25 protein-coding genes are annotated in these 25,056 nt (G+C 67.5%); 5 read left to right on the top strand and 20 right to left on the bottom strand.

Features of this window, described 5'->3' with window-relative positions; translation table 11 throughout:
* Positions 1-3: 3 nt before the first annotated feature.
* The 4 genes from ACTDXD_RS23410 to ACTDXD_RS23395 form a co-directional block, all read right to left on the bottom strand.
* Entirely contained in the window at positions 4-447 is a 444-nt protein-coding gene (locus tag ACTDXD_RS23410; protein WP_440124571.1) for a hypothetical protein, read from the bottom strand.
* Positions 448-577: 130 nt separating this feature from the next.
* Positions 578-2,014, bottom strand: coding sequence for an RsmB/NOP family class I SAM-dependent RNA methyltransferase (locus ACTDXD_RS23405; RefSeq protein WP_440124570.1), 1,437 nt, complete (start codon positions 2,012-2,014; stop codon positions 578-580).
* Complete coding sequence (gene fmt / locus ACTDXD_RS23400) at positions 2,011-2,934, bottom strand: methionyl-tRNA formyltransferase (protein WP_440124569.1); 924 nt, start codon at positions 2,932-2,934, stop codon at positions 2,011-2,013. The genes ACTDXD_RS23405 and fmt overlap by 4 nt, the downstream gene beginning before the upstream one ends.
* A 187-nt stretch (positions 2,935-3,121) precedes the next feature.
* Positions 3,122-4,102 (bottom strand): esterase/lipase family protein, encoded by a 981-nt coding sequence (locus ACTDXD_RS23395; protein ID WP_440124568.1) that lies wholly within the window; start codon positions 4,100-4,102, stop codon positions 3,122-3,124.
* A gap of 126 nt (positions 4,103-4,228) precedes the next feature.
* Here ACTDXD_RS23395 and ACTDXD_RS23390 point away from each other — a divergent pair, with 126 nt between their 5' ends.
* The gene (locus tag ACTDXD_RS23390) at positions 4,229-4,648 is read left to right on the top strand and encodes an NUDIX hydrolase (protein WP_440124567.1); all 420 of its coding nucleotides are present in this window, start codon (positions 4,229-4,231) and stop codon (positions 4,646-4,648) included.
* A gap of 10 nt (positions 4,649-4,658) precedes the next feature.
* On the opposite strand, the gene ACTDXD_RS23385 is transcribed toward ACTDXD_RS23390, so the two are convergent.
* From ACTDXD_RS23385 to ACTDXD_RS23310, 16 genes are all read right to left on the bottom strand, one after another.
* On the bottom strand, positions 4,659-6,677 hold the full coding sequence (locus tag ACTDXD_RS23385; protein WP_440124566.1) for a primosomal protein N': 2,019 nt from the start codon (positions 6,675-6,677) through the stop codon (positions 4,659-4,661).
* Between the two features lie 18 nt (positions 6,678-6,695).
* Positions 6,696-7,910, bottom strand: a complete 1,215-nt coding sequence (gene metK, locus ACTDXD_RS23380; RefSeq protein ID WP_169690594.1) for a methionine adenosyltransferase — start codon at positions 7,908-7,910, stop codon at positions 6,696-6,698.
* Positions 7,911-8,070: 160 nt separating this feature from the next.
* Positions 8,071-9,342, bottom strand: coding sequence for a bifunctional phosphopantothenoylcysteine decarboxylase/phosphopantothenate--cysteine ligase CoaBC (gene coaBC, locus ACTDXD_RS23375; RefSeq protein WP_440124565.1), 1,272 nt, complete (start codon positions 9,340-9,342; stop codon positions 8,071-8,073).
* A complete protein-coding gene (gene rpoZ / locus ACTDXD_RS23370) occupies positions 9,339-9,611 on the bottom strand; it encodes a DNA-directed RNA polymerase subunit omega (protein ID WP_206040507.1) in 273 nt (90 codons plus the stop codon). Before rpoZ ends, coaBC begins: the two co-directional genes overlap by 4 nt.
* A 120-nt stretch (positions 9,612-9,731) precedes the next feature.
* A complete protein-coding gene (gene gmk, locus ACTDXD_RS23365) occupies positions 9,732-10,343 on the bottom strand; it encodes a guanylate kinase (protein ID WP_440124564.1) in 612 nt (203 codons plus the stop codon).
* A gap of 5 nt (positions 10,344-10,348) precedes the next feature.
* Entirely contained in the window at positions 10,349-10,669 is a 321-nt protein-coding gene (gene mihF / locus ACTDXD_RS23360) for an integration host factor, actinobacterial type (protein ID WP_054720859.1), read from the bottom strand.
* Positions 10,670-11,068: 399 nt separating this feature from the next.
* Positions 11,069-11,911, bottom strand: a complete 843-nt coding sequence (pyrF, locus tag ACTDXD_RS23355; RefSeq protein WP_440124563.1) for an orotidine-5'-phosphate decarboxylase — start codon at positions 11,909-11,911, stop codon at positions 11,069-11,071.
* The gene (gene carB, locus ACTDXD_RS23350) at positions 11,908-15,246 is read right to left on the bottom strand and encodes a carbamoyl-phosphate synthase large subunit (RefSeq protein ID WP_440124562.1); all 3,339 of its coding nucleotides are present in this window, start codon (positions 15,244-15,246) and stop codon (positions 11,908-11,910) included. The genes pyrF and carB overlap by 4 nt, the downstream gene beginning before the upstream one ends.
* Entirely contained in the window at positions 15,246-16,430 is a 1,185-nt protein-coding gene (carA, locus tag ACTDXD_RS23345) for a glutamine-hydrolyzing carbamoyl-phosphate synthase small subunit (RefSeq protein ID WP_440124561.1), read from the bottom strand. Before carA ends, carB begins: the two co-directional genes overlap by 1 nt.
* 105 nt (positions 16,431-16,535) lie before the next feature.
* The gene (locus ACTDXD_RS23340; RefSeq protein ID WP_440124560.1) at positions 16,536-17,027 is read right to left on the bottom strand and encodes a PH-like domain-containing protein; all 492 of its coding nucleotides are present in this window, start codon (positions 17,025-17,027) and stop codon (positions 16,536-16,538) included.
* Positions 17,027-18,382: a dihydroorotase gene (locus ACTDXD_RS23335; protein ID WP_440124559.1), complete on the bottom strand. Its 1,356-nt coding sequence runs from the start codon at positions 18,380-18,382 to the stop codon at positions 17,027-17,029. Before ACTDXD_RS23335 ends, ACTDXD_RS23340 begins: the two co-directional genes overlap by 1 nt.
* Entirely contained in the window at positions 18,379-19,320 is a 942-nt protein-coding gene (locus ACTDXD_RS23330; protein WP_440124558.1) for an aspartate carbamoyltransferase catalytic subunit, read from the bottom strand. Before ACTDXD_RS23330 ends, ACTDXD_RS23335 begins: the two co-directional genes overlap by 4 nt.
* Entirely contained in the window at positions 19,317-19,934 is a 618-nt protein-coding gene (gene pyrR / locus ACTDXD_RS23325; protein WP_440124557.1) for a bifunctional pyr operon transcriptional regulator/uracil phosphoribosyltransferase PyrR, read from the bottom strand. Before pyrR ends, ACTDXD_RS23330 begins: the two co-directional genes overlap by 4 nt.
* Before the next feature lie 220 nt (positions 19,935-20,154).
* Positions 20,155-20,679 (bottom strand): transcription antitermination factor NusB, encoded by a 525-nt coding sequence (nusB, locus tag ACTDXD_RS23320; protein ID WP_440124556.1) that lies wholly within the window; start codon positions 20,677-20,679, stop codon positions 20,155-20,157.
* Positions 20,680-21,243: an elongation factor P gene (gene efp / locus ACTDXD_RS23315; protein ID WP_054807759.1), complete on the bottom strand. Its 564-nt coding sequence runs from the start codon at positions 21,241-21,243 to the stop codon at positions 20,680-20,682. It abuts the gene before it with no gap.
* Between the two features lie 35 nt (positions 21,244-21,278).
* Complete coding sequence (locus ACTDXD_RS23310) at positions 21,279-22,379, bottom strand: M24 family metallopeptidase (RefSeq protein ID WP_440124555.1); 1,101 nt, start codon at positions 22,377-22,379, stop codon at positions 21,279-21,281.
* A gap of 75 nt (positions 22,380-22,454) precedes the next feature.
* On the opposite strand from ACTDXD_RS23310, the gene ACTDXD_RS23305 reads away from it, so the two are divergent.
* The 4 genes from ACTDXD_RS23305 to ACTDXD_RS23290 all read left to right on the top strand — a co-directional run bounded on the left by ACTDXD_RS23305 (position 22,455) and on the right by ACTDXD_RS23290 (position 25,052).
* A complete protein-coding gene (locus ACTDXD_RS23305) occupies positions 22,455-23,060 on the top strand; it encodes a B-4DMT family transporter (RefSeq protein ID WP_440124554.1) in 606 nt (201 codons plus the stop codon).
* A 73-nt stretch (positions 23,061-23,133) separates the two neighbouring features.
* A complete protein-coding gene (locus tag ACTDXD_RS23300; RefSeq protein ID WP_440124553.1) occupies positions 23,134-23,562 on the top strand; it encodes a helix-turn-helix domain-containing protein in 429 nt (142 codons plus the stop codon).
* Positions 23,559-24,395: an alpha/beta fold hydrolase gene (locus ACTDXD_RS23295; protein ID WP_440124552.1), complete on the top strand. Its 837-nt coding sequence runs from the start codon at positions 23,559-23,561 to the stop codon at positions 24,393-24,395. The genes ACTDXD_RS23300 and ACTDXD_RS23295 overlap by 4 nt, the downstream gene beginning before the upstream one ends.
* A 63-nt stretch (positions 24,396-24,458) precedes the next feature.
* Positions 24,459-25,052 carry a TIGR03086 family metal-binding protein gene (locus ACTDXD_RS23290; RefSeq protein ID WP_440124551.1) on the top strand — a complete coding sequence of 198 codons (594 nt, stop codon included), beginning with the start codon at positions 24,459-24,461 and terminating at the stop codon, positions 25,050-25,052.
* The last annotated feature ends 4 nt before the right edge of the window (positions 25,053-25,056 follow it).

The following is a 25,056-nucleotide window of genomic DNA, read 5'->3' as shown; positions in this document are numbered from 1 at the left end:
CCGTCACTCGCCATCGTCGTCCCAGTCATCATCCTCGGTGTCGTCGTCCCAGTCGTCGTCCCCATCGTCATCGTCCCAGTCGTCATCCCATTCCTGTGCGGGAGCGGGAAGCGGCTGCCGTTGCACATCGGAGATCTGAGGTGCGGGGGGCACCGTGTTCTCTGCCGTCGGCGCGACAGGTTCCACCGCAGGAACCGGGCCGGGACGCATTGCCTCGGGTCCCGGCGCGTCGGTTTCCTCTGCACCGGCACCGGGTGGCTGCGGTTCGCGCCCGCGGGGAGCGTCGTCGGTCGTGCCGGGGTCGCGAGGATCGACCGACACCGTGATCGAAGCGTTGCCCACGTCCGGGGACCCGGCATGACCGCCGAGCAACTGGCCGGCCCATGCGAGTCCGGCCGGGATGATCAACAGGGCCACCAGTGCAGAGATGCGCTTCACGACTGCCATGGCAACAATGCTCTGACGTCGGCGTGAACAGTTCGTGAAACGAAGATGAGAGAGTCTTCATCTTCGGCATACGCTGCGGCACTCGACCGTCGCGAGGTTCACCGGTCGCATCGCTGCACCGTAGGGCCGGTTACGCCACCGGCTTCCGGAGCGCCGCCATGAACATCGCGTCGGTGCCGTGCCGATGCGGCCACAGCTGCACGCCCGGTCCGGCACCGAGTTGCGGCACCCCCGGGACGAGCTCACGGGTGTCGAGTTCTTCGACCCCGTGGCGGCGCACCGCGTCGGCGACGACCGCCACCGTCTCGGACACGTGCGGCGAGCACGTCGAATACAGCACGACACCGCCCGGACGCAACAGTCCGATCGCAGATGCGAGGAGTTGCTTCTGCAGGCGCACCAGATCGGCGACGTCACCGGGTCGGCGCCGCCACCGCGCTTCAGGCCTGCGACGCAGTGCACCGAGCCCGGTACAGGGTGCATCGACGAGGATACGATCGTAGCCGGGTTCGAGTCCCGGTTCGCGACCGTCCGCCACATGCACGGTGACCGGCAGTCCGCGGGCGGTCTTACGGACCAGATCGGCGCGGTGTTCGATCGGTTCGACGGCATCGACGGTGTAGCCGTCGAGGTCGGCGAGGGCGCCGAGCAACGCGGCTTTCCCGCCGGGCCCGGCACACAGGTCGAGCCAGCGTCCACTGTCGTTGCCGGTGAGCGGAGCGAGAGTCAATGCCCGGGCGACGAGTTGGCTGCCTTCGTCCTGCACGGCGGCCATGCCTTCGCGGACGGGTTCGAGCCGACCGGGATCGCCGTGGTCGAGATGCACCGCGTACGGCGACCACTTGCCTTGTTCCCCACCGGTGATGAGCGCGAGTTCCTCGGCGGTGATGATGCCGGGGCGTGCCACGAGGTGCACGATCGGGCGGGCATCATCTGCAGCGAGCACCTCGGCGAGCTCCCCGGCGTCCTGGCCGAGTGCATGCGCGAACGCCTGCGCTATCCACACCGGGTGTGCGTGGCGGAACGCGAGGTGTCCCACCGGATCCCGGTCCGCGTCCGGGGCCAGCCGCTCGACCCACTGGTCCTCGGTCTGCTCTCCCACTCGCCGCAACACCGCGTTGACGAATCCTGCTCGGCCCTGGCCGAATTCGGTGCGGACCAGATCCACGCTGGTCGCGACAGCAGCGTGATGCGCGACGCGAGTCCGCAGCAGCTGGTAGGTACCCAGGCGCAGCACGTCGAGCAGCGCACCGTCGATCTCGTCCACGGGACGCTGCGCGGCGGACTCGATGACCGCGTCGAGCATCCCTTGAGCGCGGCACGCACCGTACGTGAGTTCAGTCGCGAGCGCCGCGTCGCGGGAATCGAGCTTCCGTTCGCGCAACAACGCGGGAAGTACGAGATTGGCGTAAGCGTCACGGTCCCGTACCGCGCGCAGCACGTCGCGAGCTGCGGTGCGCGCCGGATCCACCGCAGACTGCGACGGGCGCCTGGCCTGACGCGGTTTCGGGTTGCGATCCCCGGTTCCTTTTCCGGGACGCCGTGCGGGCCTGCGGGATTCGGTCACTGTGCACTCACTTCGGTGTCGAGGCGGGCGCCGCGCGCCCAGTCGGCGGCGGCCATCGCCTTCTTGCCGGGTGGCTGGACGGTGCCGAGCCGGACGGCGCTGGTTGCCGTTCCGATGAACAGGCCGTCTTTCCGAGCGAGAATCTCGCCGGGTTCGAGAGACTCGTCCGTTACGGTGACGGGTCCGAGCTTCACACGCAGGTCACCGATCATGGTCCACGCTCCGGGTGCCGGGCTGACGGCACGGATGTGGCGGTCGACGACGTGCGCGGGATGCGTCCACGTGACCCGGGCCGCGTCGACTGTGATCTTCGGGGCCAGCGAGACTCCATCGGAGGATTGGGGTGCGGGGCTGAGTATGCCGTCGGCAATGCCGTCGAGGGTCGATTCGAGGAGGATCGCTCCAGCGTCGGCGAGACGGTCGAGGAGGTCACCGGCCGTGTCGGTGGGGCGAATGGTCTCGGTGACCACGCCGTAGACGGGACCCGTGTCGAGTCCGGCCTCGAGCCGGAAGGTGCTCGCGCCGGTGATCTCGTCACCCGCGGCGAGCGCTGCCTGCACGGGGGCGGCACCGCGCCACGCAGGCAGCAGCGAGAAATGCAGATTCACCCAGCCGTGGACGGGGATGTCGAGCACGGGCTGCGGGAGCAGCGCTCCGTACGCGACAACCGGGCAGCAGTCCGGTGCCAGCTCGGTCAGCCGCGCGATGAAGTCCGGGTCGCGCGGCGAACGCGGGGTGAGCACCTCGATGCCGTGTTCGTCGGCGAGTCGGCCGACGGCCGAACGCACCGTCTTCCGGCCGCGGCCGGCGGTGGTGTCGGGGCGGGTCACCACGGCGACGACGTCGTGCCGGGCGGACTCGATCAGGCGGCGTAGCGACGGGACAGCGGGTTCGGGTGTGCCCGCGAACACGACGCGCATGTCAGCGCACCACCGGCACGACGCGATGCGGTGTGGTGGGGATGGGTCCGGCCGGACGTGTCACGAATACTGCTCCCGAATCTCGACGACGATGATTCCCACAGTCTAGGGAGTCGACCAGCATGGGGAGTCGACCAGTACGGGAGTCGACGGGCGGCAGATCTGATGCAGTGGAATACCGGTGGGCTCAGAAGTTGCTCTGGATGATCATCTCGGGGATACCGGTACCCAAAGCCACGGGAACGCAATCGCCGAGCCCGTAGCGGTCCGGATCGAGGGCGTGCCGCATCAGAGACAGCGCGAACGGATCGTAAACCATGTTGAAATGCCCGGTCAGGTCCTGCGGGCACAGATCCTGGATCACGTAGTTCACCGCGTCACCGCTGCGCAGCGCGACGTTACCGGCGGGTTGGATCACCTCGTCGACATTCGTGCCGATCGTCGTGTACCGCACTCCGGGCACCGTGTCGGTGGGGGTGTTGAGCTGCTCGAGCAGGTCCGAACCCTCGAGCTGCTGGACCAGCGCCACGGAGAACGACTCCTCTGCGAGCTCCAGCGCACCGGGCACCAGGGCAGCAGCGGCACCGAGACCGTAGAAGGTGCCCCCATAGCTGGGGGACGCGACACCTACCCAGCGGTCGACGACGTCGGCACCGCTGAGCTCGTTGATGTAGTAGCGGGCGACGGTGGCACCCTGCGAGTAGCCGAGGAGGTCGACCTCGTCGGCACCGGTGGCCGCACGTACGGTGTCGACGAAACCGCCGAGCTGGGCGGCACTGACACGAATGTCTCCGGTGCCGTACTCCTCGTCGCCCGCGGCGAGGCCGTAGTTCAGGACGAACACGCACCAACCGGACTCCACGAGCAGTGGGGCAAGAGCAGCGAAATCCGAGTAGCTGTTGGAATCCGTACCGTGCGCCAGAATCACCGGCTTGGGGTGTTCGTTCGAGGGCCGGCAGGTGAAGTCGTTGGTGCCGTCCGGCGCTGCACCCGGATGAGTTTCGGCGTACTCGGCAGCCTCTGCGTGCGTGTGCACAACCGGACCGGGGGTCACAGGGACGAACTCGGTGGAGCCTCCGGCGGGTTGTGCACCCGCCGGTCCCGCGACGAGAGCAAGGGTGCACAGCGCACCCACGACCGCCGCACCCACTGTCCGATGTCTCCGCACAGCGACTTCCTTTCCTCTGGACCAACCCCACATAATTGTGACCTGTAACAGCTCGCTTGTCGTGCCGGTAGGAGGCAATACAGTGCGAAGGGTAGGTCTCCCGTGAGTCGCGGCTAGCATGTCGGGGTGGCAACAACCGGAGTGATCACCGTCAGTGCAGTGGTGTTGAGGAACGCAGCGGGATCGTCGGTGCTGACCGTCCGCAAGCGCGGAACCACCAGCTTCATGTTTCCCGGCGGCAAACCCGAACCGGGCGAGACCGCCGCCGAGACACTCATCCGTGAATTGGAAGAGGAACTGGGGGTGCGCTTGGATCCGGCCGCGCTGCGTCCACTCGGGGTGTTCCGGGCTGCAGCGGCCAACGAAGCCGGCTTCGAAGTCGAAGCCACGGTCTTCGAGCATCCGACGGTGCCGATAGGCGGCCCGGCTGCCGAGATCGACGAGGTCCGTTGGCTCGACCTCGGTCTCGAGATCATCCCCGACGACATCGCGCCACTGACCGCACTGATGCTCCCCGCTCTACAGGCCGATCCGCAGGAGCGCTGACCTTCTCCGGCTAGCCGATCTTCGGCGGGTCCATCTGCACGCGCAGCGGCCCGTTCGCACGGCGCGCGGTACGCGTCGCCTGCGCTTGACGCAGCGCCAGACCGAGCTCCCGCCCGCGGGTGCGTGCAACTCTGATGAGCATGCGGTGCACCTCGTCGGGCTCCGGAGCGTCGGCACTGAAGGGCAATCGCTGACCGGGCGGCAGCGGCACCGGACCGAGCACTTCCGCACCTTCGGGGAGATGTGTGGCCGCGATCAGCTCGGCAACCGCCGACGACCCCCCGTCGACAGCCGCCATGTGCACAGCCGGCGGGAATCCCACCTCGGCGCGCTCCTCGACCTCGGTCCGGGCGTGCCCCACCGGGTCCCAGCGCACGAGCGCCTGCACGGTGGGGATCCCGGAATCGGCAACCACGACCACCTGACCGCCGTCCGCAGACGAGCGCACCAGCGCCGACGCAGTGAGCCACCTGCGCATCGTCTCTTCCGCGGCTCTCAGGTCGGCACGCCCGAGCAACGCCCACCCATCCAGCAGAAGCGCGGCACCGTATCCCCCGGGCGCAACCGGTTCCGCACCGACGGTGGACACCACGAGTGCCGCTCCTTCCGGAGCAACGGCCTTCACGTCTGCTCCACCCGAGGTCACCACCGGTACACCGGGAAACGCGCGACCCAACTCCTCGGCGGTGCGTCCTGCTCCTACCACGACCGCACGCAACGACCGGGCACCGCACGCATGGCACCGATGAGTGGCGTCGACAACACCGCACCAGCGACAGGCCGGCACCGCCGCCCCGTCGGATCCACCGGCCGACGGCAGCGCCAAGGGCCCGTTGCAGCGGCGGCACCGAGCGGGTGCTCGGCACTTTCCGCACGCCAGAGCGGGGACATAGCCGCGACGCGGTACCTGCACCAGCACACCGTGCCCCGCACCGAGCGCGGAGCGGGCTGCTGCGAAGGCAATCGCGGGGAGCCGCGCTGCCCGGGCCGCAGGATCACGAGCCAATGCCTGATCGCTATCGGCGAGCGCGGTGACCTTCGGTGCCCACGCACGCAACACGTCGCGGGACGGGACGAGATCGTGTGCCCATCCTGCCTCGACGAGCGCCTGGGTCTCAGCGGTGCGAGCATGCCCGGCGATCACCACCGACGCGCCCGTCGCGTGGGCGCGAAGCGCCGCGACCTCCCGGGTGTGTGGGTAGGGCGAGCGTGGTTCGCAGTGTAGGTCGTCGCCGTCGTCCCAGATGACGAGCAGTCCGAGCCGCGATGTGGGGGCGAACACGGCGGCGCGAGTACCGACCACGATGCGGGCCGAGCCGCGCAATGCAGCCAGCCAGCGTCGATACCGCTGCGCGGGACCGAGACCGGCCGCGAGACCCACGACGTGTTCGGCCCCGGCCACTTCGACGCACGCGGACAGGACCCGGTCGAGGTCCCGCTGATCGGGGACGACGAGCACCGCCGCGCGGTCACCGGCCGCGACGAGTGCCGCTAGCTCGGCGAGTCGTCGCGGCCAGTCGTCGCCGGGAAGTACCTGCCACGCGGCACGAACGGCACGACCGGCGCCGAGCGCTTCGAGAAAGTTGGCGCCATGTCGGTAGCGGGCCCACGCCGCGTGATCGATCTCGGGCACCGGAGGCACCGCGGTGACGCGGGGGGTTTCGGCTTCGACGCGGGCGTGTCTCGGCGGGACCGCGAGTCGCAAGACGTCTGCGCGGGTCCCGGCGTAGCGAGTCGCGACCTCGTCGGCGAGTCCGACGATCTCCTCGGTGAGGACCACTTCCCCGGACACCACGCGATCGAGCCAGCCCAGCTTTCCTGGATGATCACTCGTAGCGACGCGGGACAGCAGGAATCCGTCGACGAGCCGCCCGGCAAACCGCACGCGGACGCGGACGCCCGGTCGGGCGTCCGCGTCGAGTTCGTGCGGGATCAGGTAGTCGAATTCGCGGTCGAGGTGCGGCAACGGAAGCAGTGGAAGTATCCGCGCGACCGGGTCGACTTCGGCGGCGTGTCGTGGTTCGGCCACCGCTGTCCGATCCCGGGGTTACAGACCGGCGGCCGCGCGGAGTTTCTCGGCGCGGTCGGTGCTCTCCCAGGGCAGGGAGATGTCGGTGCGACCGAAGTGGCCGTACGCGGCGGTCTGCGCGTAGATCGGACGCAGCAGGTCGAGGTCGCGGATGATCGCGCCGGGGCGCAGATCGAACACCTCGCCGATGGCCTGCTGGATCTGCGCGGGATCGGTCTTCTCGGTGCCGAAGGTCTCCACGAACAGCCCGACGGGCGCGGCCTTGCCGATGGCGTAAGCGACCTGCACCTCGATGCGGTCGGCCAGGCCGGCGGCGACGGCGTTCTTCGCGACCCAGCGCATGGCATAGGCGGCCGAACGGTCCACCTTGGACGGGTCCTTGCCGGAGAACGCACCGCCGCCGTGGCGTGCCATGCCGCCGTAGGTGTCGACGATGATCTTGCGGCCGGTGAGCCCCGCATCGCCCATGGGGCCACCGAGCACGAACGATCCGGACGGGTTGACCAGCAGCCGGATGTCGGAGGTGTCGAGCTGCGCGAGGTTGGGGTCGGCCAGCACGGCATCGACGACATGGGTACGCAGGTCGGGGGCGAGCAGGTTGTTCAGATCGATGTCCGCGGCGTGCTGCGTGGAGATGACGATGGTGTCGAGACGAACGGGGATGTCGCCGTCGTACTCGATGGTGACCTGGGTTTTGCCGTCCGGCCGCAGGTACGGGAGTACACCGGTCTTCCGGACCTCGGTGAGCCGACGAGCCAGCCGATGCGACAGGGAGATCGGAAGGGGCATCAGTTCCGGGGTGTCGGAGCAGGCGTAGCCGAACATCAGGCCTTGATCGCCGGCTCCCTGGAGGGCCACCTCGTCGTCGGTCAGCGTGCCGGTGCGTGCTTCGTGGGAGACGTCGACGCCACCCGCGATCTCCGGGGACTGCGCGCCGATCGCGATATTGACGCCACACGAGTTTCCGTCGAAGCCCTTGGACGACGAGTCGTATCCGATCTCGAGGACACGGTCACGCACAATTTTGGGGATGTCTGCGTAGGCAGAGGTGGTGACTTCGCCGACGACATGGACCTGCCCGGTGGTGACGAGGGTTTCCACCGCTACCCGCGAGCGGGGATCCGCAGTGAGCAGCGCGTCGAGGACGGAGTCGCTGATCGCGTCACAGATCTTGTCCGGGTGTCCTTCTGTCACGGACTCACTGGTGAAAAGACGACCGCCGGTCTTGCTCACAGAACTCCCTCTCGCCTGTTGGATGTAGCGCTGAACCGTACCTGGTGGAACACGAATGCTGCCGATCGGAACACATCCGACCACGTGCCGACGCTACTGCTCCCGGAGCGTCGGCGCGAGTGCTGAAAATCACTCGAGCAAATTGCCGGGTGGGTCGCGATCAACTCGGCCGGGGAAGCAGCGGACGCAAGGCGTCGAGGACGCGACTGGCCATGAGTGCCTTCGAGCCGTGCGCGAGCGCGGTCTCCGAGCCGTCTGCCGCGAGCAGCCACCCGTCGTTGTGATCGACTTCGAACGCTTTACCGTCGCCGACCGCATTGACCACGAGCAGGTCGCATCCCTTGCGGGCGAGCTTCGCGCGCGCATAGGTGAGCACATCGCCCTGTTCGTCGCCGGTCTCGGCAGCGAACCCGACGATGACCGTCTCGGCCGACAGGTTGCCGTCGTTGCGGGACTGCACCAGACCGGCGAGGATGTCGTCGTTCTTGGTCAGTGCGATCGAGTCCGGCTCCCCCGCACCTTTCTTGATCTTGCTACTGGCGAAGGTCGCGGGCCGGAAATCGGCGACTGCGGCCGACATGATGACGGCGTCGGCACCGACGGCGTGTTTGGTGACGGCCTCGCCCATCTGCTGGGCGGTCTGGACTTTCACCACGTTCACTGCGGCCGGATCGTCGAGTCCGGCGACCGCCCCGGCGACGAGGGTGACCTCGGCGCCGCGCTGCGCGGCGAGGCGCGCGAGCGCGTAGCCCTGCTTACCGGAGCTGCGGTTTCCGAGGAAACGCACCGGATCGAGTGGTTCACGGGTACCGCCGGCCGAGATCACCAGGCGGCGACCTGCGAGGTCGCGGGGCAGGGCATCCGCGCGTTCGAGGAGCAACGAGGCGAGCGCGAAGATCTCATCCGGTTCAGGCAGGCGCCCGGCTCCGGTGTCCTTGCCGGTCAGTCGTCCCGACGCGGGCTCGACGACGATGCTGCCGTGTCGGCGCAAGGTGGCGACGTTCTCGACCGTGGCAGGGTGTTCCCACATCTCGGTGTGCATCGCGGGCACGAACATCACCGGGCAACGCGCGGTGAGCAGTGTCGCGCTCAGCAGATCGTCGGCGCGTCCGGTAGCGGCACGCGCCATCAGGTCGGCGGTCGCGGGGGCGATCACGACGAGATCGGCTTCCTGACCGAGTCGCACGTGCGGTACCTGCGGCACATCGGTGAACACGCCCGTGTGCACGGGGTTCCCGGAGAGTGCTTCGAAGGTGGCACGCCCGACGAACTCCAGAGCGGATTCGGTCGGCACGACACGAACCTGGTGCCCGGACTCGGTGAGGGCGCGGATCAGCGCGCAGGACTTGTAGGCGGCGATACCACCGGCCACCCCGACGACGACGCGACGGCGCCCGGAGTCCGGGGCGCCGTCGACAGCCGGAGCGTTCACTCGCCTTCGGTGTGTTCGAGCAGATCCGAGTGGATCTCGCGCATCGCGATCGACAGCGGCTTCTCCTGCAGGCCCGGCTCGACAAGGGGGCCGACGTACTCGAGGATGCCGTCGCCGAGCTGGTTGTAGTAGTCGTTGATCTGGCGGGCACGCTTGGCCGCGTAGATCACCAGCGCGTACTTCGAGGACGCACGCTCGAGCAGCTCGTCGATCGGCGGGTTGGTGATACCCAGCGGGGTGTCGTAGACCGGGAGGGCGTCGCCCGCCATGTCGGTCGCGGCTGCCTGAATGCTGCTCACTCGGTGTTCTCCTGAGTATTGGCGGGAATGAAAACTGTGGCGCACGCGCCCCGAACCGCAGTCGACCGAGGGGTCGGTCGGGAACGTCGGCTAGGTGGCGCGGGATCCAACCAACAAGGATACCAACTCCGCGCAAGCGCGGTCGACATCATCGTTGACGATCACAGTGTCGAACTCGTCTTTCGCCGCGAGTTCGGTGCGCGCGGTCTCGAGTCTGCGGGCCACCACATCCTCGGATTCCGTGCCGCGACCGGTCAGCCGCTCGACGAGCACCTCCCAGCTGGGTGGTGCAAGGAAAGCGAGTGTGGCCTCGGGCATCGCAGCGCGCACAGCGCGGGCACCGGCGAGATCGACCTCGACGAGTACGGGCCGGCCGGCGGCCAGCGCTTCCTCCACCGGCCCGGCAGGCGTTCCTGATCGTTGCAGGCCACCATGGATGTCCGCCCATTCGAGCAACTCACCGTTGCCGATCATGCGATCGAAGGCATCCCTGGTGACGAAGTAGTAGTCGTGTCCCTCGACTTCGCCGGGTCGCGGGTCGCGGGTCGTCGCCGACACGCTGAACAGCAGATCCGGTACAAGGGTGCGCAGGACGCGCACGACAGTCGACTTCCCGACGGCGGAGGGGCCGGCCAGAACGACCAGCCGACCCCTTCGCGTCTCGGGTGCGCTGTCCGACACAGGTTGTGCGTCAGCCACCACGGTGCTCAGGCTTCGAAATCGAACCTGGCAAGCAGTGCCTTGCGCTGGCGATCGCCGAGTCCGCGCAGACGGCGGGTCGGAGCGATCTCCAGTTCGGTCATGATCTCCTGCGCCTTGACCTTGCCGACCTTCGGCAGTGCCTCGAGCAGGGCAGACACCTTCATCTTGCCGAGGATCTCGTCGTTCTCGGCATCAGCGAGCACCTGCTTGAGGTCGGTGCCGCCACGCTTCAGGCGCTCCTTGAGCTCTGCCCGGGCACGACGGGCAGCAGCCGCCTTCTCCAGAGCAGCGGCGCGCTGCTCGTCAGTCAGCTGGGGAAGGGCCACGGTTCCTCCGTCTCATCGTTGGAAAACAGTCTTCGACCGCTGTAACCAGCGGCGATAGCGACCGTACTCACGCGCGCCGACGATTGCGAACCCGACCCCCGCCGTTCCACTCGAAAATCCGTGCGGTAATGCACGCGGATCCCGCGGCGCGGAACGCGCAGGTCGCCGCGCCCCCAGAACGGCCGTCCCCTCCCCTGTCGACGAAGAACCGCAGGTGAGAGGCACATGCCACGGCGTTCGCCTGGCCCCGGCAGCACGCGCACCCGGCCGCCGCGAATCGAGCGCGGGTCCTTCGAAGCGCCGGACGAAAAAAATCTGTGCCCTGCGCGTGTCGCGCAGGGCACAGAGCTGCGAAAAGGCGTGCACCGTGCATGTTCGGCCCGTCGGCCGGCCCGGCGCTCAGGCTCGGAGGAACGCGAACCCGTCGACGGTGCGTGCCACCGCGTCACGCAATGCCGCGACAGACGGTCCCGCTCGCAACACGTCACGTGAGACGTTCGGCACCACCCACCCGAGCGCGTCACCGGCGAGACGACGCACGTCGTCGGCGGTCCCTCCCTGCGCGCCGACTCCGGGCATCAGAATCGGTCCGTGCAGTGCACTCAGGTCCGGAGCATCGGTCAGGGTCGCTCCGACCACCACACCCACCGAGCCGAGGGTGTCGGCGCCTGCGTTGCGGGCGGCCGCCTCGTCGACCATCACCTGCGCGACGGTCCGGCCGTCTTCCACCCTGGCGCGTTGCACCTGGGCGCCCTCCGGGTTGGAGGTGGCGGCGAGCACGAATACCCCGCGCTGGGTCTGTGCAGCCAGCTCCAGGGCCGGAGCAAGCGCTCCGAAGCCCAGGTAGGGCGATACGGTCACAGCGTCGGAGCGCAGCTCGGAGGGGTCGGAGAGCCAGGTGCGTGCGTACGCGTCCATGGTCGAGCCGATGTCGCCGCGTTTGGCGTCGGCGAGCACCAGGGTGCCCGAAATCCGCAATGCCTCGAGGGTGCGTTCGAGCACAGCGATCCCCGCCGACCCGAAGGCCTCGAAGAACGCCACCTGCGGCTTCACCAGCGCAACCGAGCCGAACGCCTCGACGCACCGTTCGCTGAACGCCTCGAGTCCTGAGACATCGACGGTCAGGTCCCATTCGGTGAGCAACCGCGGGTGCGGATCGATGCCCACGCACAGCGGCCCACGCTCGGCCATGGCCGACGCGAGCCGCTTCCCGAACGGCGTGCCTGCTACGTGCTCGGTCACTGGGCAGCGCTGTCGCGCAGCCGCGCCTGCAGACGCTGGATCGACGCGACCCCGATGTCCCCACGCAGGGCCGCCTCGATGCCCTGGATCGCGGCGGACGCACCCTGCACGGTCGTGACACACGGAATGTTGGCCGCGACCGCCGCACTGCGGATCTCATATCCGTCGACGCGCGGACCGGAGTTGCCCCACGGAGTGTTGATCACCATATCGACGTCACCGGCCCTGATGCGGTCGACGATGTCCAGCGCGCCCTCTGGGCGGTCTTCGCCCGACACCTTGTACACCTGCTCGCACGGGATACCGTTGCGGCGCAACACCTCCGCCGTACCGACGGTAGCCATCACATGGAACCCGAGATCCGCAAGCCTCTTCACCGGGAAGATCATCGACCGCTTGTCCTTGTTGGCGAGCGAGACGAACACCACTCCGGAAGTCGGCAGCGGACCGTATGCGCCGGCCTGGCTCTTGGCAAACGCGGTGCCGAAGTCGTCGTCGATGCCCATCACCTCACCCGTCGACTTCATCTCGGGGCTGAGGAGGGTATCGACACCGGTGCCATCGGCCCGGCGGAACCGATTGAAGGGCAGCACCGCTTCCTTGACCGCGACCGGGGTGTCGAGCCGGGTGTCGCTGCCGTCGCCGGTTGCGGGCAGGATGCCCGATACGCGTAGTTCAGCGATGGTCTCACCGAGCATCACCCGTGCACACGCCTTGGCCAGCTGTACCGCGGTCGCCTTCGACACGAACGGCACCGTGCGGCTCGCGCGGGGGTTCGCCTCGAGGACGTAGAGGATATCGTCCTTGAGGGCGTACTGCACGTTGAGCAGACCCTTGACACCGATGCCCTTCGCGAGCGCTGCCGTCGAGCGGCGAACGTTGTCGATGTCGGCACGGCCGAGGGTGATGGGAGGCAGCGCGCACGCCGAGTCGCCGGAGTGGATTCCGGCCTCCTCGATGTGCTCCATGATGCCGCCGATGTACACCTCGGTGCCGTCGCACAGGGCGTCGACGTCGATCTCGATCGCGTCGTCGAGGAACCGGTCGACCAGCACGGGCCGATCGTCGGAGATCTCGGTGGCGTTCTCGATGTAGGTGGCGAGTGATTTCTCGTCGTAGACGATCTCCATGCCGCGCCCGCCGAGGACGTACGACGGGCGCACCAGCACCGGGTAACCGATTCCGGCGGCGATCTCGCGTGCGCCGTCGAACGTGGTGGCGGTTCCGTACTTCGCGGCGGGCAAGTCCGCCTCGTCCAGCACACGACCGAATTCGCCGCGGTCCTCGGCGAGGTCGATGGCCTCCGGACTGGTGCCGACGATCGGGACGCCCGCGTCCTTCAGTCGGCGCGCCAGTCCCAGCGGTGTCTGGCCGCCGAGCTGCACGATCACGCCCTCGACCGTGCCGGATTCACATTCGGCGCGGTACACCTCGAGCACGTCTTCGAAGGTGAGCGGCTCGAAGTACAGACGATCGGCCGTGTCGTAGTCGGTGGAGACGGTCTCCGGGTTGCAGTTGACCATGACGGTCTCGTATCCGGCCTCCGACAGGGTCATCGCCGCGTGCACACACGAGTAGTCGAACTCGATGCCCTGGCCGATGCGGTTCGGACCGGAGCCGAGGATCAATACCTTCGGCTTGTCCGGCTGCGGGGCGACTTCGGTCTCGGCCGCGGGGTCCAGCTCGTAGGTCGAGTAGTGGTACGGGGTCTTCGCCTCGAACTCCGCGGCACAGGTGTCGACGGTCTTGTAGACGGGGTGGATGCTGAGCTCTCCGCGCAGCGCCCGCACGTCGTCCTCGGACCGGAACTGCGTGGGACGCAGCTCCGCGATCTGCCGGTCGGAGAACCCGTGGTGCTTCGCATACCGCAGCTCGGTCGCGCCGAACTCGCCGGCCGAACGCACGTGCTCACCGAGCTCGGAGATCTGCTGGAACTGATCAAGGAACCAGGGATCGATTGCGGTGGCATCGAACAGCTGCTCGACGGTCGCACCCAGGTCGAGAGCCCGCGCGATCTGGTAGAACCGCCCGTCGGTGGGGGTCTTGATCGCCTCGAGCAACTCGTCGAGGGTGCCCTCCACCTCGGGGCCGGTCCAGAACCCGGCGCGCTTGGTTTCGAGCGAGCGCAATACCTTGCCGAACGCCTCGGTGAAGTTGCGGCCGATGGACATGGCCTCTCCCACCGACTTCATCGTGGTGGTGAGGGTGCCGTCGGCGCCCGGGAACTTCTCGAACGCGAACCGCGGCGCCTTGACCACGACGTAGTCGAGCGTCGGCTCGAAGCAGGCCGGGGTTTCCTTGGTGATGTCGTTGACGATCTCGTCGAGCGTGTAGCCGATCGCGAGCTTGGCAGCCATCTTCGCAATCGGATAGCCGGTCGCCTTCGAGGCGAGCGCCGAGGAACGTGACACGCGCGGGTTCATCTCGATGACGACCAGGCGCCCGTCCCGCGGGTCCATCGCGAACTGGATGTTGCAGCCGCCGGTATCGACACCGACCTCGCGCAGGATCGCGATCGACAGGTCGCGCATCGCCTGGTACTCGCGGTCGGTCAGCGTCATGGCGGGGGCGACGGTCACCGAATCACCGGTGTGCACGCCGACCGGGTCGACGTTCTCGATCGAGCAGACGATGACGACGTTGTCGCGCCCGTCGCGCATCAACTCGAGTTCGTATTCTTTCCATCCGAGGATCGACTCCTCGATCAGGACGTTCGCGGTCGGTGACGCAGCGAGACCGCCGCCGGCGATACGTTCGAGGTCGGCTTCGTCGTAGGCCATGCCGGAGCCGAGACCGCCCATGGTGAACGACGGCCGGACCACGACGGGGTACCCGAGGTCGGCGACGGTCGCACGTACCTCGTCCATCGTGTAACAGACTGCCGAACGGGCAGATTCGCCGCCGCACTTGGCGACGATGTCCTTGAATTTCTGCCGGTCCTCGCCGCGCTGGATGGCGTCGAAGTCGGCACCGATGAGTTCGACGTCGTACTTGTCGAGGATTCCTTGCTCGGACAACGCGACAGCGGTGTTGAGCGCGGTCTGTCCGCCGAGTGTCGCGAGCACCGCATCGATGGGGGTGCCGTTCGCCGCCTCGGTCGCGAAGACCTTCTCGACGAATTCGGCGGTGATCGGCTCGATGTAGGTCGAGTCGGCGAATTCCGGGTCGGTCATGATCGTCGCGGGGTTCGAGTTGACGAGCGAGACCCGCAGGCCTTCCTCGCGCAGCACCCGGCAGGCCTGTGTGCCGGAGTAGTCGAACTCACAAGCCTGACCGATGACGATCGGACCTGAGCCGATGACCAGAACGTGGGAGAGATCGGTACGGCGTGGCATCAGTTCTTCTCTCCCTCGAGCATGCGGGTGAAACGGTCGAACAGGTAGGCGGCGTCATGGGGTCCGGCAGCCGCTTCCGGGTGGTACTGAACGGAGAACGCGGAACCGTCGGCGAGCTTGACGCCCTCGACGGCACCATCGTTGGCGCACGTGTGGCTGACCACCGCACGACCGAACGGGGTGTCGAACTCTTGGCCGGCTTCTCCTTCGAGCGCGAACCCGTGATTCTGTGCGGTGATCGCGATGCGACCGGTCTCGTGCTCGACGACCGGGATGTTGATGCCGCGGTGGCCGAACTTCATCTTGTAGGTGCCCAGCCCCAGCGCGCGGCCGAGGATCTGATTGCCGAAGCAGATCCCGAACAGCGGCAGCCCCTGCCCGAGCACCTCCTTGGTCAGGTGAACCGCCCCGTCGGCGGTGGCCGGGTCACCCGGCCCGTTCGACAGGAATACGCCGTCGGCCTTCAGGTCGAGGATGTCGTGGAGCGTCGCGGTGGACGGCAGCACGTGGACTCGGATACCGCGCTGCGCGAACATGCGCGGCGTGTTGGTCTTGATGCCGAGGTCGATCGCCGCGACAGTGAAGCGCGGTTCACCGTCGGTGGGTTCGACGACGTACCCGCTGGTGGTGCTCACTTCCCCGGCGAGATCGGCGCCGAGCATCGACGGCTGACTCTTCACGCGGTCGACAAGGGTGTCGATGTCGAGGTCGTCGCCCTTCCACACGAGCGCGTCGCCGGAGAACACGCCGGCACGCATCGAACCGCGAGTGCGTAGGTGCCGCACCAGCGCGCGGGTGTCGATCCCCGCGAGTCCCACGACGTTCTGTCGCTCGAGCTCGTCCTGGAGCGAGCCGGTGGCACGCCAGCTCGACGTGCGACGGGACGGGTCGCGGACCACGAATCCCGCCACCCAGATCTTCGACTCGGCGGACTCGCCGGTCGGGCCGACCGACTCGTTGTCTTCCTGGTTCCAGCCGGTATTGCCGATCTGCGGCGCGGTGGCCACCACGATCTGGCGGTGATAGCTGGGGTCGGTCAGAGTCTCCTGGTATCCGGTCATGCCGGTGCTGAAAACGGCCTCACCGAGAGTCTGGCCGACGGCGCCGAAAGGGACGCCGCGGAATACTCGCCCGTCCTCGAGAACCAACACTGCGGTGCCACCGCCGAATGTTCTGCCGCTCATGCGTTGTCTCCGTTCTGTTCGACCTCACCAGAGCCGGCCGCATGGGCTGAATTCTCGCGTGTCGTGATTGTCGTGATCGTCATCGTCGTTGTGATCGTCACAGTCCTATGAGTTTTCGTTCTCGTCGCGGGTCCAGGCCGGATACACCGACTTGTCATCGCCGCGGAATCCGGTGTCGATCTCGGTGCCCGAGGGCAACTCCCAGCGAATCACCAGGACGCCGTCCTTGGTCATCACCTTCCCCGCCAGTCCCCGTTCGGTTCGGATGGCGCGGATCGAGTCCTGCGGAATCCAGATGGGCGTCTCACCGCTACGCCGCAACAGGATGCCTTCGGTGTAACGGCTCAGTTCCGACTCTGCCCGGTGCCCGAGGTCACCGACCGCGATGCGGTCCTGCCAACTCGGGGCGAGAGTGCTGCCGACGTACAAACCGGTGCTCGGGGCGATCAGTTCGCTGCCGAGATCGTCGGGCAGCGTAGGCAGCTCGCCGACAACGTCGGCCTGTCGTCGGGCGCGACCGCGCCAGCCCTTCCACATGAGCAGGACCAGCACCACCCACAGTGCAGCGAAACCCAGAGTCAGCAGAATGCGGTCCATCAGAGCACTCCTTCGCCGCCGTGACGCGGGAACACCGCACCGTCACGGGCAGTGATGCGCCCGCGCAGCACAGTGGCCGTCACCTTGCCCGGCAACGTCATCGCGTCGTAGGGAGTGTTGTGCGAGATGCTCGCCAGATCGGGCCCGCTGACGGTCCACTCGATGTCAGGGTCGACGAGCACCACGGTGGCAGGTTCACCGACTTCGAGCGGCCGGCCCTGATCGTCGAGACCGACGATCTGCGCGGGTCGCTCGCTCATCACCTTCGCGACACCGCGCCAGTCGAGAAGGCCCGGGCGCACCATCGTCTCGATCACGATCGACAGGGCCGTCTCCAGCCCCAGCATGCCCGGGCGGGCCTGGGAGAACTCACAGCACTTGTCCTGGTCGGCGTGCGGGGCATGATCGGTGGCCACACAGTCGATGATTCCTGCGGCCAGACCGCGACGGAGCGCTTCCACATCGGAGCGTTCACGCAGCGGCGGGTTGACCTTGTTCACTGCGTCGTAGGTCTCGAGCCTCGAGTCGTCGAGCAGCAGGTGGTGTGGGGTGACCTCGGCGCTGATCGAGATACCCTGCCCGCGAGCCCATTCGACGAGCGCGACTGTGCCCGCTGTGGAAGCGTGGCAGATGTGCACGCGCGCCCCGGCGTCGCGAGCGAGCAGCGCGTCGCGCGCTACGATCGATTCCTCGGCTGCGCGCGGCCAGCCTGTCAGGCCGAGTCGCGCGGCGGTAGGTCCTTCGTGCGCGACCGCACCGACCGTCAGCCGCGGCTCTTCTGCGTGCTGCGCGATGAGCACTCCGAGCGAGCCCGAGTATTCGAGCGCACGCCGCATGATCAGGGGGTCGTAGACGCATTTGCCGTCGTCGGAGAACATCTTGACCTGACCGATGCCCGCGGCCATGGTGCCCATCTCGGCGAGCTGCTTGCCCTCGAGCCCCACGGTCACGGCCCCCACCGGGTGCACGTCGACGAGGCCGCATTCCTGGCCGCGGCGCCACACGTGGTCGGTGATGACCACCGAGTCGGCGACCGGGTCGGTATTGGCCATGGCGAAGACAGCGGTGTAACCGCCGAGCGCGGCTGCGGCCGAGCCCGTCTCGATCGTCTCGGTGTCCTCACGACCGGGTTCACGCAAGTGTGTGTGCAGATCCACGAACCCGGGCAGCAGGATCTGTCCGGTTCCGTCGAGGACGGTCGCGCCGGCGGGCGCTGCGACGGCGGTGCCGATCTCGAGGATCTGTTCGTCGCCGAGCAGGACGTCGACCGGATCCCCTTCGCCGTAGAGCCGGACGTTGCGGATGAGCACCTGCGGCGTCACCGGGGTATCTCCTGTTCCTGAAGGGTGGGTCATGACAGCTCCCCTTCCGCGCCGACGAGCAGCCGGAAGAGCACCGCCATACGAACGTGCACACCGTTGGTGACCTGCTGGAGGACGGCGGTCTGCGGTGCATCGGCGACCGGGAATCCGATCTCCATGCCGCGCAGCATGGGGCCTGGGTGCAGCACCACGGCGTGCTCGGGCAGCATCGCGGCACGTCGGGCGTTGAGTCCGTAGCGGATCGAGTACTCGCGTGCGGACGGAAAGAACCCGCCGTTCATGCGTTCGGCCTGCACGCGCAGCATCATGACCGCGTCGAGTGCCGGCAGTTCGGCGTCGAGCGAGTCCGCGACGGTCACCGGCCACGTTTCGACCCCGACCGGCAGCAGCGTGCGCGGGGCGACGAGCACGACCTCCGCACCGAGCATGCTCAACAGCAGCGCATTCGATCGGGCGACGCGGCTGTGCAGGACGTCGCCGACGATCGCGACGCGGCGGCCCTCGACCGAGCCGAGCCGCTGACGGATCGTCAGAGCGTCGAGCAGCGCCTGGGTGGGGTGTTCGTGGGTGCCGTCACCGGCATTGATCACTGCCGGACCCGATCCGGATTCGTTGGTCCACTCCGCAATGCGGTGCGCAGCACCGGATGCGGGATGCCGGACGATCAGGGCGTCCGCGCCGGCAGCGTGCAGTGTCAAGGCGGTGTCGCGCAGCGACTCGCCCTTTGCCACCGACGAACTCGATGCGGACACGTTGATCACGTCCGCGCTCATCCATTTTCCGGCGACCTCGAAGGAGACGCGCGTACGGGTGGAATTCTCGAAGAACACGGTCATGACGGTGCGGCCCCGCAGCGTAGGCAGTTTGCGGACCTCACGGCCGAGCAGTGCCTGTTCGAAGCGTTCGGCGTCGTCGAGAAGCTCGGTCGCGGAGTCCCGGGTCAGGTCCGCGATGGAAAGCAGGTGCTTCACGAGGTCTTGCCTCCCGAGATTTCCACGGCATCGCGGCCGTCCTGTTCGTCGAGCAGCACGCGGACGTCTTCGGTGCGCGCGGTCGGGACGTTCTTCCCGACGTAGTCGGCGCGCAGCGGCAGTTCACGATGTCCGCGGTCGACGAGGACAGCCAGCTGCACGGCGTCGGGCCGACCGAGGTCGCGTAACGCATCGAGGGCAGCGCGCACCGAACGTCCGGAGAAGAGCACGTCGTCGACGAGGACGACGAGAGTGTGGTCGACGCCGCCTTCGGGCACAGAAGTGCGTTCGAGGGGACGGTGCGGTTTGGTGCGCAGGTCGTCGCGGTAGAGGGTGATGTCGAGTGATCCCACGGGGACACGCACACCGGAGAAGTCTTCGATACGGTCTGCGAGGCGGTGTGCCAGTGTGATGCCCCGGGTCGGGATCCCGAGCAGGACGACGCGGGGTGCGCGGTCGTCGGAGGCATCCAGTGCGGTCTTCTCGATGATCTGATGCGCGATGCGCGCGATGGTCCGGCTGACATCAGCGGCGGACAACAGTTCGCGGGCCTGCGCGGACACGTCGGGTGTCGACTCGGGTGAAGCTGTGGACCTGTCCTCGGACATGGCCATGCAGCGACCTCCTTCTCCGCCTCACTGGACGGGTCGTTAAAGGATGCCTGACGGTCAATCAGCCTATCAGCGGCCCGGCAGCACCCGGCCCCGGTTCCCGGGTGAAGCTCAACACAGCCACTGCAGCAACGTCGGCCGCCGACACATGAGGAAAACGTGTGAGCGGGCCCGCCAGAAGACCCGGACGAACCCGCTCACACGGAACAGCTGAGGAGGCCCGTCAGGACCGGTCGACGCCTGCCGAGTCCCCGCCGGAGCCCGCTTCCTCGGTGGCCGGACGGGCCGACGTGGCCGCAGCCGCCGCACGCACCTGGTCCGCGAGGGTCACGATCTGGCCGAGCACACCGTTGATGAAGGCCGGCGAGTCGTCGGTCGAGAGCTGCTTGGCCAGCTCGACGGCCTCGTCGACGGCTACTACCGGCGGCACATCCGCGGTGTGGAACAGCTCCCAGACCGACAACCGCAGGATCGCGCGATCCACGGCAGGCAGACGATCGAGAGTCCACTCGTGCAGATGATCGGCAATCGTGCGGTCGATCTCGTCGAGGTGCTCGGCGACCCCGCGAATGATTGTCTGCGCATATGGCGGCACCGGCGCAACCTGGTCGTCGCGGACTGCGAGCGCGACCCGATCGGCCGCGAGGTCGACGGGGTGAGTGTCGCGGGCTTCCGCCTCGAACAAAAGGTCGACGGCGCGTTTACGCGCCTTGTGACGAGCCCCGAGTTTCTTCTGGGTACCGGACACTCAGGAGTTCACTCGTCCCAGGTAGTTCCCGTCGCGGGAGTCGACCTTGAGCTTGTCACCGGTGTTGATGAACAACGGGACCTGGATCTCGGCGCCGGTCTCGAGAGTCGCGGGCTTGGTGCCGCCGGTGGAGCGGTCACCCTGCAGGCCGGGATCGGTGTGCTTCACGACGAGCTCGATCGTGACGGGAAGCTCGACGAACAACGGCAGATCCTCGTGTGTCGCCACCTGGACCGGCATGTTCTCGAGCAGGAACTTCGCGGCATCGCCGAGCAGTTCGGGCGTAATCGAGATCTGGTCGTAGGTCTCGCCGTCCATGAAGACGTAATCGGTGCCATCGTTGTACAGGTAGGTCATGTCGCGGCGGTCGACCGTGGCGGTCTCGACCTTGACACCGGCGTTCCACGTCTTGTCGACAGTCTTGCCCGACGTCACATTCTTGAGCTTCGTGCGCACGAATGCGGGGCCCTTGCCCGGCTTGACATGCTGGAACTCGATGATCTGCCAGAGCTGGCCTTCGATCTTCAGAACGAGACCGTTCTTGAAATCACTGGTGTCAGCCACTTATTTCGCGTCTCCTAGAGTCGGGGGGACCGCCCTTACACGACGGTCAATGTCTTGGCGGTGAGCGTCAACAGCTCCGGAGACTGCTCGCGCACCACGAGCGTGTCCTCGATCCGCACGCCTCCGCGCCCCGGGAAGTACACACCCGGCTCGACGGTCACCGCCGCACCGGCGACAAGTGTACCGGTCGCGGCGGCACCGATTCCCGGCGCTTCATGGATCTCGAGGCCGACACCGTGCCCGAGACCGTGCAGGAACAACTGCGCGTGGCCGGCCGCGGCGATGACCGAGCGGGCCGCCGCGTCCACAGCAGCACACTCGATACCCGGTGCGAGAGCTTCGCGACCTGCGCGTTGGGCCCGCAAGACCACGTCGTAGACATCCCGCTGCCAGTCGGCCGCACGGTCGAGGATGTAGGTGCGGGTCATGTCGGAGTGATACCCGCCCACCTGCGCGCCGAAGTCGAATTTGACGAAGTCTCCGGACGCGAGGATCGCACCGGTCGGGCGATGGTGCGGTACCGCAGAATTGGCGCCGGCCGCGACGATCGTCTCGAATGAGATGCCGTCGGCTCCGTGCTCGAGCATGCGCCATTCGAGGTCGCGCGCGACCTCCTTCTCGGTGCGGCCGGGCCGCAAGCCCCCGGCGTCGATCAGATCGGCAAGCGCCCGATCCGCGGCACCGCACGCCTGCCGGAGCAGGTCGATCTCGTGTTCGTCCTTGATCATGCGCAGCTGCTCGACGAGGCGGGGCGCGGCAACGAAGGAGACGGCAGCGTCGAGGCCATCCCATTCGGCACGGTCGTCGACGGTCACGATATGGCTTTCGAAACCCCAGGACCGGTTCGGTCCCCGCCCTGCGGCACCCACCAGGTGGACTGCCGACGCGCGGGCGATCTCGGCGCGCAGATCGGGGACCTGTTCGGCCACCTGGGACAGGTAGCGTCCGTCGGTGCAGATCAGGGTACGAGACTCGTCGGCGTCCTCATCGGTCGACACGAGCAGGGCTGCGTTGGATCCGGTGAATCCGGTCAAATACCGGATATTGAGCAGATCGGTGACCAGCATGGCGTCGAGGCCACGTTCGGCCAGGAGTCCGCGCAGCGCCGCGCGGCGGGAAGCATGATCGGCAGACATGGTGGTCAACCTACCGCGCAGAGGGAATGTGGGCCCTGCCACACTTCTGCTGCGGCAGGCGTTACCCTCGGGTACATGAACTCCTGGTTACTTCGCGGGCTCGGGCTCGCCGTGGTCCACGTCGTCGTGCGTGTCCTGCTCGGTGCCGCACTGATCCAGTGGCCCCTGCAGGGTTCGCTCCTGCGGTGGGCCGGACTGGTCGTGGTCATTCTTGCGGCGGTGGCATGGGCCGGTCTCGACGGGATTCGCGACCGTCGCGCTCACCCGGACCCGGACGACGGCGACGATCTGACGATGCGGTGGCTCGCCGCAGGCGCGGTCACCGGCCTCGCCGGCGGCTTCGTCACCTGGCTGGTCGACACCATCACCGCGATTCCGGTGGGGGTGAAGTCGCTGTTCTTCGAACTGACTTCCGGTGCCGCATTCACCGTGCTGCTGGTGTTCCTCCCGGCGATGGTCGCGGTCGGAGTCGGACGGTACCTGGTCCGGCACGACAAGCCGGCAGACGACGACTGGTCCGAACATTCGAACCGTCCGGAGCGCGAGCACGCGATGGCCGCACAGGGTGCCTCCACGGCAGATTCGACCCGCGATACCGCCGCGACGGAAGCCTGGCGCAATGAGGAGGCACCGACAGAGGTGTTCCCGGCGGTCGACCCGGGCCGCAACCGCGACTCCTGATGCACCAACCCTTCCCTGAACAACCCTATCGTTCCCCATTGATCCGCGTGATGCGGAACGATAGGGTTGTTTCATGCCTGACGTGCTGTATTCGGTGGATCAAGTGGCGGAGCGCCTAGGACTACATGTGCGCACCGTCCGCAACTACGTGCGCGAGGGAAAACTCCCAGCGGTGCGCATCGGCAAGCAGTATCGAATCGCCCGCGAAGATCTCGAGGCGTTCACCGGCCGCTCCGCTCCACCACCGCTCCGCGAGCGCACCGTGACCGAGCGGCACAGTGAAGTGTCGAGCATCGTCGAGATCGATGCCGTCGACCCCCACACCGCTTATCGTCTCAGCACGCTCCTCACAGCGTCGGTGGCCCAGCGCGACGACGGCCCGGCATTGCGCCTCGACACGGTCTACGACGAACAGCGCGGGCGCATGAAGGTCGTCATTCTCGGAGGCCTCGCCGACACTGCACGCCTGCTCGAATCCGTCGAGGCGGTGCTCGACTCGTGAGTACCATCTACCGATCCGAAGCCGGTGGACGCCGGATCATGCAGCGCTACCGCGAACAACTCAGCGCGTGGCCCGTACCCGCCGAGCACCTGCGCCTCGACACGCGACAAGGCGAAACCTTCGCCCTCGCATCCGGTCACCTCGATGCACCACCCGTGCTGTTGTTGCACGGATCCGGTGCGAATTCGTCGACATGGCGGGAAGATATCGCGTCCTGGTCCAGGAGTTTCCGTGTGTTCGCGGTCGACATGGTCGGCGAGCCCGGCCTGAGTGCCCCGTCCCGCCCCCGCCTCGACACCGAGGATGTCTCTCTGTGGCTCGACGATGTCCTCGACGGACTCGGCCTCGCCGCAACCGCGCTGATAGGAATGTCGCTCGGCGGGTGGAGCGCGCTCGACTACACCCTCCGCCGACCGGAGCGGGTCGCCCGGCTGGCACTGCTGTGCCCGGGCGGAATCGGACGGCAAACCACCGGACGCGTGGCGCTGACCGCAGCGCTGAGTCTGTTCGGGCAATCGGGTCGACGCCGGTCCGCTGCGCGGATGACCGGACTCGACCCGAACGATCCCGTCGTCGACGAGATCCTCGCCACCTTCTCGACCTTCCTGCCCCGCACCGAGCGACTCCCGATTTTCGACGACGCTGCGCTGGCCGGCATCCGTGTACCGGTGCTCGCCCTCGTCGGCGACCGCGACCTCATGTTCGACTCCGCCGACACCGCGACACGACTCGAACGCGCCCTGCCCACCGCACGCGTACACGTCCTGTCCGGTGTCGGACACGCGATCCTCGGCCAGACCGACACGATTCTCGAATTCCTGCAGGAGCCCTGACCGCGCTCAGTTTCGCACTTGCCCGTAGTCAGTACAGCCAGAACCGCTGACCGAGGAGAGACCATGTCCGAAATGCTCGACCTGTCCCCTGCCGCAGACCGGATGGCCGATGCCCTCGAGAACATCGACGACGATCACCTGGATCGGCCTACTCCATGCGACGGAATGCCGGTCCGGGTTCTCGTCGACCACGTGCTGGGCCTGTCCCTCGCGTTCGAGGCCGCCGCACGTAAGGATTTCGGTGCTCTTACCGACAGCACGCCGTCGCCCGGCACGGACGAGCTCCCCACCGACTGGCGGGCACTCGGTCGCGAGCGTCTCGACGCGCTCCGGCAGGCATGGCGGGACCCTGCCGCGTGGTCGGGCCCCACCCGAGCCGGCGGCCTCGACCTACCCGGCTACATCGCGGGACTCGTCGCACTCGACGAACTCGTGGTACACGGCTGGGATCTCGCCGTCGCCACCGGCCGCTCGTACTCGTGCACGCCGTTCGAGATCGCCGCGTGCACAGCCTTCGCCGAGTCGATCACCGACGAGCAGCGCGACGCCGGTGGCCTGTTCGGTCCTGCGGTACCTGTTGCGGATCGCGCCTCGGATCTTGATCGGTTGATCGGACTCACAGGCCGCGACCCCGCGTGGTCGCCTGACGGAAGCTGACGAA

The sequence above is a fragment of the Rhodococcus sp. SJ-3 genome (genome assembly GCF_051918125.1).
GTDB lineage: Bacteria > Actinomycetota > Actinomycetes > Mycobacteriales > Mycobacteriaceae > Rhodococcus.
Note: the sequence above shows the minus strand (reverse complement) of the source record. Positions and strands in the feature narration are given on the sequence as shown.